Annotated in this window: 12 protein-coding genes; all 12 read left to right on the forward strand. The window is 41.7% G+C overall.

Features of this window, described 5'->3' with window-relative positions:
• The first annotated feature begins 20 nt into the window (after nucleotides 1-20).
• The 12 genes from E2R31_RS07690 to ileS all read left to right on the forward strand — a co-directional run bounded on the left by E2R31_RS07690 (nucleotide 21) and on the right by ileS (nucleotide 13109).
• Nucleotides 21-1064, forward strand: a complete 1044-nt coding sequence (locus E2R31_RS07690; protein WP_132973790.1) for a D-alanine--D-alanine ligase — start codon at nucleotides 21-23, stop codon at nucleotides 1062-1064.
• 84 nt (nucleotides 1065-1148) lie between these two features.
• The gene (locus E2R31_RS07695) at nucleotides 1149-2522 is read left to right on the forward strand and encodes a UDP-N-acetylmuramoyl-tripeptide--D-alanyl-D-alanine ligase (RefSeq protein WP_132973792.1); all 1374 of its coding nucleotides are present in this window, start codon (nucleotides 1149-1151) and stop codon (nucleotides 2520-2522) included.
• A complete protein-coding gene (locus E2R31_RS07700) occupies nucleotides 2509-3120 on the forward strand; it encodes an NUDIX hydrolase (RefSeq protein ID WP_084948955.1) in 612 nt (203 codons plus the stop codon). Before E2R31_RS07695 ends, E2R31_RS07700 begins: the two co-directional genes overlap by 14 nt.
• A 192-nt stretch (nucleotides 3121-3312) precedes the next feature.
• Entirely contained in the window at nucleotides 3313-4017 is a 705-nt protein-coding gene (locus E2R31_RS07705) for a YwaF family protein (RefSeq protein ID WP_132973793.1), read from the forward strand.
• Between the two features lie 236 nt (nucleotides 4018-4253).
• The gene (gene ftsA, locus E2R31_RS07710; RefSeq protein WP_000196334.1) at nucleotides 4254-5630 is read left to right on the forward strand and encodes a cell division protein FtsA; all 1377 of its coding nucleotides are present in this window, start codon (nucleotides 4254-4256) and stop codon (nucleotides 5628-5630) included.
• Between the two features lie 16 nt (nucleotides 5631-5646).
• Entirely contained in the window at nucleotides 5647-6903 is a 1257-nt protein-coding gene (gene ftsZ / locus E2R31_RS07715; RefSeq protein ID WP_125394622.1) for a cell division protein FtsZ, read from the forward strand.
• 3 nt (nucleotides 6904-6906) lie between these two features.
• A complete protein-coding gene (locus tag E2R31_RS07720) occupies nucleotides 6907-7578 on the forward strand; it encodes a YggS family pyridoxal phosphate-dependent enzyme (RefSeq protein WP_132973795.1) in 672 nt (223 codons plus the stop codon).
• 9 nt (nucleotides 7579-7587) lie between these two features.
• The gene (locus E2R31_RS07725; protein ID WP_132973797.1) at nucleotides 7588-8121 is read left to right on the forward strand and encodes a cell division protein SepF; all 534 of its coding nucleotides are present in this window, start codon (nucleotides 7588-7590) and stop codon (nucleotides 8119-8121) included.
• On the forward strand, nucleotides 8121-8381 hold the full coding sequence (locus E2R31_RS07730; protein WP_000576497.1) for a YggT family protein: 261 nt from the start codon (nucleotides 8121-8123) through the stop codon (nucleotides 8379-8381). Before E2R31_RS07725 ends, E2R31_RS07730 begins: the two co-directional genes overlap by 1 nt.
• Complete coding sequence (locus tag E2R31_RS07735; RefSeq protein WP_132973799.1) at nucleotides 8378-9169, forward strand: YlmH family RNA-binding protein; 792 nt, start codon at nucleotides 8378-8380, stop codon at nucleotides 9167-9169. The genes E2R31_RS07730 and E2R31_RS07735 overlap by 4 nt, the downstream gene beginning before the upstream one ends.
• 8 nt (nucleotides 9170-9177) lie before the next feature.
• Nucleotides 9178-10062, forward strand: coding sequence for a DivIVA domain-containing protein (locus tag E2R31_RS07740; RefSeq protein WP_132973801.1), 885 nt, complete (start codon nucleotides 9178-9180; stop codon nucleotides 10060-10062).
• Between the two features lie 254 nt (nucleotides 10063-10316).
• Entirely contained in the window at nucleotides 10317-13109 is a 2793-nt protein-coding gene (gene ileS / locus E2R31_RS07745; RefSeq protein ID WP_132973803.1) for an isoleucine--tRNA ligase, read from the forward strand.
• Nucleotides 13110-13350: the final 241 nt, after the last annotated feature.

Below are 13350 nucleotides of genomic sequence, written 5' to 3' on the forward strand. Positions count from 1 at the left end.
TTAGAAAATAGGACAGTAATATGAAACAAACGATTATTCTTTTATACGGTGGGCGGAGTGCAGAGCGTGAAGTCTCTGTCCTTTCAGCTGAAAGTGTTATGCGTGCGGTCAACTACGACCGTTTCACAGTCAAGACTTTCTTTATTAGTCAGTCAGGTGACTTTATCAAAACGCAAGAATTTAGCCAGACTCCAGGTCAAGAGGATCGTCTCATGACCAATGCGACTATTGACTGGGACAAGAAAATAGCGCCAAGTGCCATCTATGAAGAAGGTGCAGTAGTCTTTCCAGTTCTTCACGGTCCGATGGGAGAGGATGGCTCTGTTCAAGGATTCTTGGAAATCTTGAAAATGCCTTATGTCGGCTGTAATATCTTGTCATCCAGCCTTGCTATGGACAAAATCACGACCAAGCGGGTTTTGGAATCTGTAGGGATTGCCCAAGTTCCTTATGTGGCCATCGTTGAAGGCGATGATGTAACCTCTAAAATCGTTGAAGTTGAGGAAAAATTGACTTATCCAGTCTTTACTAAGCCATCAAACATGGGTTCTAGTGTCGGTATTTCTAAGTCTGAAAATCAAGAGGAACTCCGTCAAGCATTGAAACTTGCCTTCCAATATGACAGCCGTGTCTTGGTTGAGCAAGGGGTGAATGCGCGCGAAATTGAGGTTGGTCTCTTGGGCAACTACGATGTCAAGAGCACTTTGCCAGGTGAAGTGGTCAAGGATGTTGCCTTTTATGACTATGATGCCAAATATATCGATAACAAGATTACCATGGACATCCCAGCCAAGATTAGTGATGATGTGGTAGTTGTCATGCGTCGAAATGCTGAAACAGCCTTCCGTGCGATTGGTGGTCTTGGTCTGTCTCGTTGCGATTTCTTCTATACAGATCAGGGCGAGATTTTCCTAAACGAGCTTAATACCATGCCAGGTTTCACCCAGTGGTCTATGTATCCACTACTTTGGGACAATATGGGAATCAGCTACCCAGAACTAATTGAGCGTTTGGTTGACCTTGCAAAGGAAAGCTTTGACAAGCGCGAAGCCCATTTGCTATAAAAATGAAAGAGAGGGTAGGAGTCAGAACCATCACTGCTAGGTGATTAGAGTTCTCGGACTTCAACCCTTTTTAAAGGAGTAGAAATGAAATTAACAATACATGAAGTCGCCCAAGCTGTTGGAGCTAAAAATGATGTTAGTCTCTTTGCAGATGTTCAGTTAGAAAAGGCTGAGTTTGACAGTCGTTTAATCACTGCTGGAGATTTGTTTGTTCCGCTCAAGGGTGCGCGTGATGGCCATGATTTTATCGAAACAGCTTTTGAAAATGGTGCAGCAGTAACCTTGTCTGAGAAAGAGGTTGCAAATCATCCCTACATTCTAGTAGACGATGTGTTGTCTGCCTTTCAAACCCTCGCAGCCTACTATCTTGAAAAAACGGCAGTTGATGTATTTGCTGTTACGGGTTCAAATGGCAAGACAACGACCAAGGATATGTTAGCGCACTTGCTATCAACAACCTACAAGACCTACAAAACTCAGGGCAATTACAATAACGAGATTGGCCTTCCCTACACAGTTCTCCACATGCCTGAGGGAACAGAAAAGTTGGTCTTGGAGATGGGGCAGGACCACTTGGGAGATATTCATCTCTTGTCTGAATTGGCTCATCCTAAGACAGCCATCGTGACCTTGGTTGGAGAAGCTCATTTGGCCTTTTTCAAAGACCGTTCAGAGATTGCCAAAGGAAAAATGCAAATTGCAGATGGTATGGCTTCAGGTTCTTTGCTTTTGGCACCAGCCGACTCCATTGTAGAGGACTACTTGCCAGCTGATAAAAAGGTGGTTCGTTTTGGGCAAGGGGCAGAATTGGAAATCACAGACTTGGTCGAACGCAAGGATAGTCTGACCTTTAAGGCCAATTTCTTGGAACAAGCCCTCGATTTGCCAGTGACAGGTAAGTACAATGCCACCAATGCTATGATTGCATCTTATGTTGCCCTACAAGAAGGAGTTTCAGAGGAACAGATTCATCAGGCCTTTCAGAACCTAGAATTGACCCGTAATCGTACCGAGTGGAAGAAAGCTGCCAACGGAGCAGATATTCTGTCAGATGTTTACAATGCCAATCCAACTGCTATGAAGCTAATTTTAGAGACTTTCTCTGCTATTCCAGCTAATGAAGGTGGCAAGAAAATTGCGGTTTTGGCAGATATGAAAGAACTTGGAGACCAGTCTGTCCAACTCCATAACCAGATGATTTTGAGCCTCTCGCCCGATGTGCTTGATACGGTTATTTTCTACGGGGAAGACATTGCTGAATTGGCCCAACTGGCCAGTCAAATGTTCCCAATCGGCCACGTTTATTACTTCAAAAAAACAGCCGACGAGGACCAATTTGAAGGTCTTGTCAAGCAGGTTAAGGCAAGCCTTGGTACGAACGACCAAATTCTGCTCAAAGGCTCTAACTCCATGAATCTAGCTAAGTTGGTAGAAAGTTTAGAAAATGAATGCAAGTGATTTTACCAAGTATCTGCAAAGAATGCTAGCCATTACGGATACTGGATTAACCTTCACAAAAGATCCTTTTGACTGTGAGCGATACGAGGACTTACGTGCGATCTTATCTGATATTTTGAGAGAAACTACAGAACTAAAGCAAGAGGAAGTAACAGAGCTCCTGAGACCAACTGGTGCTTATGCAACTCCTCTGATGGACGTCCGTGCTTGGATTGTTGAGGATGAAAAGATTTGTCTGGTTAGGGGACAAGGAGAGGATAGCTGGTCTTTGCCAGGTGGCTTTGGTGAGGTCGGCTATTCTCCAACCGAAAATATTCTTAAGGAAATTGAAGAAGAAACCGGTTTTACAGCAAAAGCTGAAAGGTTACTTGCAGTTTTTGACACCAATCGTTTCCAACTACAGAGCAAACAATATGCAAAGTTTGTGTTTGAATGCCAACTCATTGAGGGACGATTTCAAGAGAATCAAGAAATTGCTGAGCTTCAATTTTTTGCCATTAACCAATTGCCAGCCTTATCTGAAAAACGCATTACCAAGGAACAAATGGAGATTCTTTGGCAGGTTTATAAAGGACAAAGAGACCAATATATTGATTAGGTTATGCTAGAGAAATCTGCAAATCAAAAAAGGGTGTTTGTAAGATGCATTTCTGCGATACAAATGATATAATAGGTTGCGAATTTAAGACGCAAGTGTTCTATGCATGTCATAGAATCAAGTTTTTTCAAAAAATAAAAACTAGGGCAGTGAACTTTCTACTGCTCTGGCTAGATGAACGAGGAATAGAATATGAATTTGTGGGAACAATTATTTACCACACAGATATCAGAACCGCCCCAGTTTGAACTCCACTGGTATATTGGTTTGTTATGTTTACTGGCTATTACTTTCTATATTTCTTATCGTTACCGCGACAAGGTGGCTTACCAGCGCTTCATTCAGATCCTTCAGTCTCTTCAACTGATTGTTCTGTATAGCTGGTATTGGGGCAATCAAATGCCCTTATCAGAAAGTTTGCCTTTCTATCATTGCCGTATCGCCATGTTTGTTATGCTCTTGATTCCAGGGACTTCCAAGTACAAGCAATACTTTGCACTTCTAGGAACCTTTGGAGCAACTGCAGCTCTGGCATACCCACTCTTTGACCCTTATCCGTTTCCACACGTGACCATCCTGTCCTTTATCATCGGGCATGTGGCACTTTTGGGGAATGCGCTCCTATACTTGTTTAAGAATTATGAAGCTTCCCTGCTCAATTTGAAGAATGTGACAGTGATTACATTTTCTCTAAATGCCTTGATAGGAGTTGTCAACTTGGTTGTAGGTGGGGATTATGGTTTTTTAAATAAACCACCACTAGTGGGGAATCACGGACTATTGGCGAATTACATCATCGTGTCCAGTGTGTTGGTAGCAGCTATCAGCTTGACTGCAAAAGTACTAGAGGTCTTTTTGCAACAAAGAGCAGAAAAAATGATTCAAGAGAAAGCTTAAAAAGGCCTTCTCTTTTTTTGATTAAATATGCAAAATATAGCTGTAAGGATATAAAAATAATGATTGCTCCTGAGAAAAATTGTTTAAAAGACTTTTACAAAAAACCTAGAGGAAATTTATGAAAAACTAAGCACGATTGGATTTTTTGTGTTATAATATTTTGTGAATAGCTGTGTCTCGTCACAGTTATTGAAAATAGAAGTGAGAAACTTGGAAGACAGAGAGGACGCAATGTAATGACTAGAGATGGTTTTTTTACAGGCTTAGATATCGGAACTAGCTCCATCAAAGTGCTGGTTGCCGAACATAGAGATGGTGAAGTAAATGTAATTGGCGTTAGCAATGCCAAGAGTAAAGGTGTCAAAGACGGGATTATCGTTGATATTGAGGCTGCTGCTTCAGCAATTAAATCCGCAATTTCCCAGGCAGAAGAGAAGGCAGGAATTTCAATCAAGTCTGTCAATGTTGGTTTACCAGCAAATCTCTTGCAGGTTGAACCAACTCAAGGAATGATTCCTGTAACATCAGATACAAAAGAAATTACAGATCAAGACGTAGAGAATGTTGTCAAATCAGCTTTGACTAAGAGCATGACGCCTGATCGTGAAGTGATTACTTTCATTCCAGAAGAATTTATCGTAGATGGCTTCCAAGGTATTCGTGACCCTCGTGGGATGATGGGGGTGCGTTTGGAAATGCGTGGTTTGCTTTACACAGGACCTCGCACTATCCTTCATAATCTTCGTAAAACCGTGGAGCGTGTGGGAATTCATGTTGACAACGTCATCATCTCACCATTAGCGATTGTAAATTCAGTTCTTAATGAGGGAGAACGTGAGTTTGGCGCGACAGTGATTGATATGGGTGGTGGACAGACTACAGTTGCAACCATTCGCAATCAAGAATTGCAATTTACAAATATTTATCAAGAAGGTGGAGAATATGTCACTAAAGACATTTCCAAAGTCTTAAAAACTTCCCAAAAAATCGCAGAAAGTTTGAAACTCAACTATGGTGAAGCTTATGTTCCACTAGCAAGTAACGAGACTTTCCAAGTTGAAGTCATTGGTGAAGTAGAGCCCGTTGAAGTGACAGAAAGTTACTTAGCAGAAATTATTTCAGCACGTATCAAACATATTTTTGATCAAATTAAACAGGAGTTAGACAGAAGACACTTGTTGGATCTACCAGGTGGTATCGTTCTGATCGGCGGAAATGCGATTTTACCAGGAGTTGTCGAATTGGCGCAAGAGGTGTTTGGTGTTCGAGTGAAACTCTATGTGCCAAATCAAGTGGGAATTCGCAACCCTGCTTTTGCCCATGTGATCAGCTTGTCTGAGTTCGCAGGTAAATTGACAGAAGTGAATCTTCTGGCTCAAAAGGCAGTCAGAGGAGATGAATTCCTTCGTCAAAAACCAATTAATTTTGGTGTTTCAAATCAAAGTGTGACACCGATTATACAATCAACTCCAGTGCAACCAGCTACTGCAGCAACTGAAATCACACCTGACAGTGGCCTTGCTCCAAGAGACGAATTCCAAGCAAGTTCTCAAGATAAACCGAAATTAACAGACCGTTTCCGTAGCTTGATCGGAAGCATGTTTGATGAATAAAAGAGGAAAAGAAATTATGACATTTTCATTTGATACAGCAGCTGCTCAAGGTGCAGTTATTAAAGTAATTGGTGTCGGTGGAGGCGGTGGTAATGCTATTAACCGCATGATCGACGAAGGTGTTTCAGGCGTAGAATTCATTGCGGCGAACACAGACGTACAAGCCTTAAGCAGTACAAAAGCTGAAACAGTTATCCAACTCGGACCAAAGTTGACTCGTGGCTTGGGTGCTGGAGGTCGACCTGAGGTTGGTCGTAAGGCTGCTGAAGAAAGCGAAGAAGCATTGACAGCAGCGATTAGCGGGGCAGACATGGTCTTTATCACTGCTGGTATGGGTGGTGGATCTGGTACAGGAGCTGCCCCTGTTATTGCACGTATTGCTAAAGATCTTGGTGCCCTTACAGTTGGTGTTGTGACACGTCCTTTTGGCTTTGAAGGAAGCAAACGTGGTCAGTACGCTGTAGAAGGAATCAACGAACTTCGTGAACATGTAGATACCCTATTGATCATTTCAAACAACAACTTGCTTGAAATTGTTGACAAGAAGACACCGCTTCTTGAAGCTCTTAGTGAAGCAGATAACGTTCTTCGCCAAGGTGTTCAAGGGATTACAGACTTGATTACCAACCCTGGTTTGATCAACCTTGACTTTGCTGACGTGAAAACTGTAATGGCAAACAAAGGAAATGCCCTTATGGGTATCGGTATCGGTAGTGGTGAAGAACGCGTTGTTGAAGCGGCTCGTAAAGCAATTTACTCTCCACTTCTTGAAACAACTATCGATGGTGCAGAGGATGTCATCGTCAACGTTACTGGTGGTCTTGATTTAACATTGATTGAAGCAGAAGAAGCTTCAGAAATCGTCAACCAAGCAGCTGGCCAAGGTGTAAACATCTGGCTTGGAACATCAATTGACGAAAGCATGAAGGATGAAATCCGTGTTACTGTTGTAGCGACTGGTGTTCGTCAAGAACGTGTAGAAAAAGTTGTTGGTTCTTCAGTAAAACAAGCGGCTCGTCGTGAAGCTTCAAGACAATCGCACCCTCAAAATTTTGATCGTCATTTTGACCTAGAAGATACAGCAGAATTACCAAAACAAAGCCAACGACGCTTTGAAACAAGTCAATCTTCTGCTTTTGGTGATTGGGACTTGCGTCGTGAATCAATCGTTCGTCAAACTGATTCAGTCGTATCACCTGTAGAACGTTTCGAAGCACCGACTTATCAGGACGAAGATGAGTTGGACACACCTCCATTCTTCAAGAATCGTTAATCAATGGATTTGAAAAAAAATACAGAGTTCGTTTTTCAGCAGGTTGCTGAAGCTAGCCGAGAAGCCAATCGTGATCCAGCTTCTGTTTCAATTATTGCAGTGACGAAATATGTGAACGTAAAAACAGCGGAAGCCCTGCTTCCCCTAGGTGTTCATCATATTGGTGAAAATCGTGTTGATAAATTTTTAGAAAAATATCAGACGTTAAAAGAATTCCCCGTCACTTGGCATTTGATTGGAACGCTACAAAGACGGAAGGTCAAAGAAGTAATCCCTTTTGTGGATTACTTTCATGCTTTAGATTCCTTGAAATTGGCACAGGAGATTCAAAAGAGGACAGATCATGTTATCAAGTGTTTCCTACAGGTCAATATTTCAGGAGAAGAAAGCAAGCACGGTTTTTCCAAAGAAGAATTACTAGAACTTTTGCCGGACTTGGCTCAGCTAGATCAGATTGAGTATGTTGGTTTGATGACCATGGCTCCTTTTGAGGCAGATTCTGATGAATTGAAACAAATTTTCAAGAAAACTCAGGAACTGCAAGCAGAAATTAGAGAAAAACAAATTCCTAATATGCCGATGACAGAGTTGAGCATGGGCATGAGTCGTGACTATAAGGAAGCGATTCAATTTGGTTCGACCTTTGTTCGAATTGGCACAGCATTTTTTAAATAGGAGAGATCTATGTCTTTAAAAGATAGATTTGATAAATTTATAGATTATTTTACAGAAGATGGGGAAGAAACAACTGCGACTTATCAACCTCAGGATGAGCAGATGATTGCTTCATCGAGTTTAGCTTCTAAAGAACTGCCAGCGCAGTTTCAATCAACCACTTCAAAAGATGCCAACATCACTCGCTTACATGCTCGCCAACAAGAATTGGCTATGCAAAGTCATCGTACAGATGAAAAAGTAACGATTGATGTTCGTTATCCTAGAAAATATGAGGATGCAACAGAGATTGTGGATTTATTGGCTGGAAATGAAAGTATCTTGATTGACTTCCAGTACATGACAGAGGTTCAGGCTCGTCGTTGTCTAGACTATCTGGACGGTGCCCGTCATGTTTTGGCAGGTAATTTGAAAAAAGTTGCGAGTACAATGTATTTGTTGACACCAGTCAATGTGGTTGTGAATATTGAAGATATCAAGTTGCCTGATGATTCTCAAAGTGCGGAATTTGGTTTTGATATTAAACGAAGTAGAGCGAAATAATGATTTTTCTGATTCGTCTGATCCAAAATGCAGTGAATATCTATTCCCTGCTTTTGTTAATCTATGCACTCCTCTCTTGGTTTCCAAATTCTTACGGTAGTTCACTAGAACGTTTACTGGAAAAGCTGATTAGACCGATTGTTGATCCACTTCGCCGTTTACCTTTACAATTTGGAGGTTTGGATTTATCCATTTGGCTGGCAATCTTAATCGTCCGTTTTTTGGGTGACAGCTTGATTCGTTTCTTGTTGATACTATGATGACAAATAAAGCGATTTACCAGCACTTTTCCCTTGATGATGCTCCCTTTATTGATAAGGGATTAGAGTGGATCAAGCGAGTGGAAGATACTTATGCTCCTGTCCTCACTGCTTTTGTCAACCCGCATCAGGAACAGATACTGAGGGTTTTGGCTGGGACCTATGAACTGGGCTGTGTGAGTAGCGGAGAATGTATCCATACGGAATTTGTCCGTGTCCTTCTGTATCCGGACTATTTTAGTCCGACACTGTCAGATTTTGAAATGGCATTGCTAGAGATCCATTATCCAAGTAGGTTTGAACAGCTAACACATTCAAAGATTTTGGGGACAATCATCAATCAACTAGGAATTGATCGTAAGCTCTTTGGTGATATCTTGGTAGATGAAAAGAGAGCACAGATTTTTGTCAATCGTGATTTTATCCCTCTGTTTCAGGATGGGATACAAAAGATTGCTAGGCTACCTGTGTCGCTGGAGGAATGTCCTTTCACCGATAAAATCATATCTGAGATCAATTATCAAGAACAAGAGATTTTGATTTCCAGTTTTCGTTTGGATGCCCTCTTATCAAGTGCCTTGAAATTATCCAGAAAGCAGGCTAGTCAACTCATAGAGAAAAAATCTGTTCAGGTAAACTACCACCCCGTTGAAAAATTAGATTATCTAGTAGCTGTAGGGGATTTGATTAGTGTGAGAAAGTTTGGTCGTCTGAAGATTGTCAAAGAAAATGGGCAAACTAAAAGGGATAAGATAAAACTGACTATCCAATTATTATTAAGTAAGTGAGGAAAAGTATGCCAATTACATCATTAGAAATTAAAGATAAAACCTTTTCTACGAAATTCAGAGGGTTTGATCCAGAAGAAGTAGATGAATTTCTTGATATTGTTGTTCGTGATTACGAGGACTTAGTCCGCAATAATCACGAAATGGAAAGACACATTAGAAGTTTAGAAGAGCGCTTATCTTACTTTGATGAGATGAAGGATTCGTTGAGCCAGTCTGTTTTGATTGCTCAAGATACGGCTGAACGTGTAAAGCAAGCTGCTCAAGAGCGCTCAAACAATATTATTCAACAGGCTGAGCAAGATGCCCAGCGTCTCCTTGAAGAGGCGAAATACAAGGCTAATGAAATCCTCCGTCAGGCAACAGATAATGCTAAGAAAGTAGCTGTTGAGACAGAAGAGTTGAAGAACAAGAGTCGTGTATTCCATCAACGCCTCAAGTCTACGATTGAGAGCCAGTTGGCAATTGTCGAATCTTCAGATTGGGAAGACATTCTTCGTCCGACTGCGACTTATCTCCAAACAAGTGATGAAGCCTTCAAGGAAGTCGTAGGTGAGGTCTTGGGAGAAGCTGTTCCTTCGCAACCAGAAGAAGAGCCGATTGATGTGACTCGCCAATTTTCACCTGAAGAAATGGCTGAGTTACAAGCCCGCATCGAAGCAGGTAACAAAGAATTAGCTGAGTTTGAAGCTCAGCAGGCTAACAGTCAAGAGGAAAGTCATGTGTTAGACATCAATACGGTTGTAGAAGAGATACAGTCTCATTCAGTTGAGCCACAACATGAGGATTCAGAAATCGTGACAGAGTATTTCTCAGTATCGCCATCAGCAACTGGAACTGCTTCTTCAACTACTAGCCATGGAGCACAACAAGAATCCGTTACAATATTATAAGAAATAAATGTGAGAACAAGATCTGACTAACTATATTTCCAGCGAGTAGGAGACGGTGTGAGTCCTGCAATCCCTAGTGGTCAGATTATCCTCTCAAGCAATCCAGTCTGAAAAGAGTAAGATTGGACGTTCCCCACGTTACGGGAAAAGAGGGGAAAAGACAAAGTCTTTTTCCGAACAAAGGTGGTACCACGATTTTCGTCCTTTTTAGCGATTCGTGGTTTTTAATTTGTCTATATAATAAAGGAGATATAATGAAACTCAAAGATACCCTAAATCTTGGAAAAACTGAATTTCCAATGCGTGCTGGACTTCCTACTAAAGAACCACTATGGCAAAAAGAGTGGGACGAAGCGAAACTTTACCAACGTCGTCAAGAATTGAACCAAGGAAAACCGCATTTCACCTTGCATGATGGACCTCCTTATGCAAACGGAAATATCCACGTTGGACACGCTATGAACAAGATTTCTAAAGATATTATTGTTCGTTCTAAGTCTATGTCAGGATTTTACGCACCTTATATTCCAGGTTGGGATACACATGGTCTGCCAATCGAGCAAGTCTTGGCAAAACAAGGCGTGAAACGCAAAGAAATGGATTTGGTTGAGTACTTGAAACTTTGCCGTGAGTATGCTCTTTCTCAAGTTGATAAACAACGCGAAGACTTTAAACGTTTGGGTGTTTCTGGTGACTGGGAAAATCCTTATGTGACCTTGACTCCAGACTATGAAGCAGCTCAAATCCGTGTCTTCGGTGAAATGGCTAAGAAAGGCTATATCTACCGTGGTGCCAAGCCAGTTTACTGGTCATGGTCATCTGAGTCAGCCCTTGCAGAAGCTGAAATTGAATACCATGACTTGGTTTCAACTTCCCTTTACTATGCTAACCGCGTCAAAGATGGAAAAGGTGTGTTAGATACAGATACGTATATTGTTGTTTGGACAACAACTCCATTCACCATCACTGCTTCTCGTGGTTTGACTGTTGGAGCTGATATTGATTACGTGGTCGTTCAACCAGCTGGTGAAGATCGTAAGTTTGTGGTTGCTTCAGAATTGTTGAACAGCCTGTCTGAGAAATTTGGTTGGACTGATGTCCAAGTCTTGGCGACTTATCGTGGTCAAGAACTCAACCACATCGTGACAGTTCACCCATGGGATACAGCAGTAGATGAACTGGTGATCCTTGGTGACCACGTTACAACAGACTCTGGTACAGGTATCGTCCATACAGCCCCTGGTTTTGGTGAGGACGACTACAATGTCGGTGTTGCCAATGGTCTTGAAGTTGCAGTAACGGTTAATGAACGCGGTATCATGATGGAAAATGCTGGTCCTGACTTTGAAGGCCAGTTCTATGATAAGGTTGTGCCAACGGTTATCGAGAAACTTGGTAATCTTCTCCTTGCCCAAGAAGAAATTTCTCACTCATACCCATTTGACTGGCGTACCAAGAAACCAATCATCTGGCGTGCAGTGCCACAATGGTTTGCCTCTGTATCTAAATTCCGCCAAGAAATCTTGGATGAAATTGAAAAAGTGAAGTTCCACTCAGAATGGGGTAAGGTTCGCCTTTACAACATGATTCGTGACCGTGGGGACTGGGTCATCTCTCGTCAACGTGCTTGGGGAGTTCCACTTCCTATCTTCTATGCTGAAGATGGAACGCCAATCATGACAGCTGAAACGATTGAGCACGTGGCTCAACTCTTTGAGGAACATGGTTCTATCATCTGGTGGGAACGTGATGCTAAGGACCTCTTGCCAGAAGGATTTACTCATCCAGGTTCACCAAATGGCGAGTTCAAGAAAGAAACAGATATCATGGACGTATGGTTTGACTCAGGTTCATCATGGAATGGAGTAGTGGTCAACCGTCCAGAACTCAAATATCCAGCAGATCTTTACCTTGAAGGTTCTGACCAGTACCGTGGTTGGTTCAACTCATCACTTATCACATCTGTTGCTAACCATGGCGTTGCTCCTTACAAACAAATCTTGTCACAAGGTTTTGCCCTTGATGGTAAAGGTGAGAAGATGTCTAAATCTCTTGGAAATACCATTGCTCCAAGTGATGTTGAAAAACAATTTGGTGCGGAAATCTTGCGTCTCTGGGTAACAAGTGTGGACTCAAGCAACGACGTGCGTATCTCTATGGATATCTTAAGTCAAGTCTCTGAAACTTACCGTAAGATTCGTAACACCCTTCGTTTCTTGATTGCTAACACTTCTGACTTTAACCCAGCTCAGGACGCAGTCGCTTACGATGAACTACGTTCCGTTGATAAGTACATGACCATCCGCTTTAACCAACTTGTTAAAACCATTCGTGATGCTTACGCAAACTTTGAATTCTTGACAATCTACAAGGCCTTGGTGAACTTTATCAACGTTGATTTGTCAGCCTTCTACCTTGACTTCGCTAAAGACGTTGTTTACATCGAAGGTGCCAAATCACTCGAACGCCGTCAAATGCAGACTGTCTTCTATGACGTACTTGTTAAAATCACCAAACTCTTGACGCCAATCCTTCCTCACACTGCGGAAGAAATCTGGTCATATCTTGAGTTTGAATCTGAAGACTTCGTTCAATTGTCAGAATTGCCAGAAGCTCAAACCTTTGCCAACCAAGAAGAGATCTTGGATACATGGGCAGCCTTCATGGACTTCCGTGGACAAGCTCAAAAAGCCTTGGAAGAAGCTCGTAATGTAAAAGTAATCGGTAAATCACTCGAAGCTCACTTAACGGTTTATCCTAATGAAGTGGTGAAAACTCTTCTTGGTGCAGTGGACAGCAATGTAGCTCAACTTTTGATCGTGTCAGAATTAACCATCGCAGAAGGTGCAGCTCCAGAAGGTGCAGTAAGCTTTGAAGATGTTGCCTTTACAGTTGAACGCGCTTCAGGTGAAGTATGTGACCGTTGCCGTCGTATTGACCCAACAACAGCAGAACGCAGCTACCATGCAGTCATCTGTGACCACTGTGCAAGCATCGTAGAAGAAAACTTTGCGGACGCAGTCGCAGAAGGATTTGAAGCGAAATAATCAGAATGGACTGAGAAAGGTCGCTAAAATCATAAAAACGCATAATATCAAGAGTTCAAGTGCTTTGATATTATGCGTTTTATCATGGGAAAATTTACTAGTCCATTTCCTAAAATGAAGTTCTTTTTAGCTTGTCCGTGTAGATAATTAACCTAATCAACTATTCAGTTTTCTCATAATTTTATATTTCTACTAATTATAAAGAGACTTTAGAACTTAAAATTTTTTTTTGAAAATCAAT

The organism is Streptococcus downii, assembly GCF_004353325.1.
GTDB lineage: Bacteria > Bacillota > Bacilli > Lactobacillales > Streptococcaceae > Streptococcus > Streptococcus downii.

Coding starts and splice junctions, on each gene's coding strand:
- E2R31_RS07725 (WP_132973797.1), top strand. CDS start 7,588: ATGTCTTTAAAAGATAGATTTGATAAATTTATAGATTATTTTACAGAA.
- E2R31_RS07705 (WP_132973793.1), top strand. CDS start 3,313: ATGAATTTGTGGGAACAATTATTTACCACACAGATATCAGAACCGCCC.
- E2R31_RS07695 (WP_132973792.1), top strand. CDS start 1,149: ATGAAATTAACAATACATGAAGTCGCCCAAGCTGTTGGAGCTAAAAAT.
- E2R31_RS07720 (WP_132973795.1), top strand. CDS start 6,907: ATGGATTTGAAAAAAAATACAGAGTTCGTTTTTCAGCAGGTTGCTGAA.
- ftsA (WP_000196334.1), top strand. CDS start 4,254: ATGACTAGAGATGGTTTTTTTACAGGCTTAGATATCGGAACTAGCTCC.
- E2R31_RS07690 (WP_132973790.1), top strand. CDS start 21: ATGAAACAAACGATTATTCTTTTATACGGTGGGCGGAGTGCAGAGCGT.
- E2R31_RS07740 (WP_132973801.1), top strand. CDS start 9,178: ATGCCAATTACATCATTAGAAATTAAAGATAAAACCTTTTCTACGAAA.
- ileS (WP_132973803.1), top strand. CDS start 10,317: ATGAAACTCAAAGATACCCTAAATCTTGGAAAAACTGAATTTCCAATG.
- ftsZ (WP_125394622.1), top strand. CDS start 5,647: ATGACATTTTCATTTGATACAGCAGCTGCTCAAGGTGCAGTTATTAAA.
- E2R31_RS07735 (WP_132973799.1), top strand. CDS start 8,378: ATGATGACAAATAAAGCGATTTACCAGCACTTTTCCCTTGATGATGCT.
- E2R31_RS07700 (WP_084948955.1), top strand. CDS start 2,509: ATGAATGCAAGTGATTTTACCAAGTATCTGCAAAGAATGCTAGCCATT.
- E2R31_RS07730 (WP_000576497.1), top strand. CDS start 8,121: ATGATTTTTCTGATTCGTCTGATCCAAAATGCAGTGAATATCTATTCC.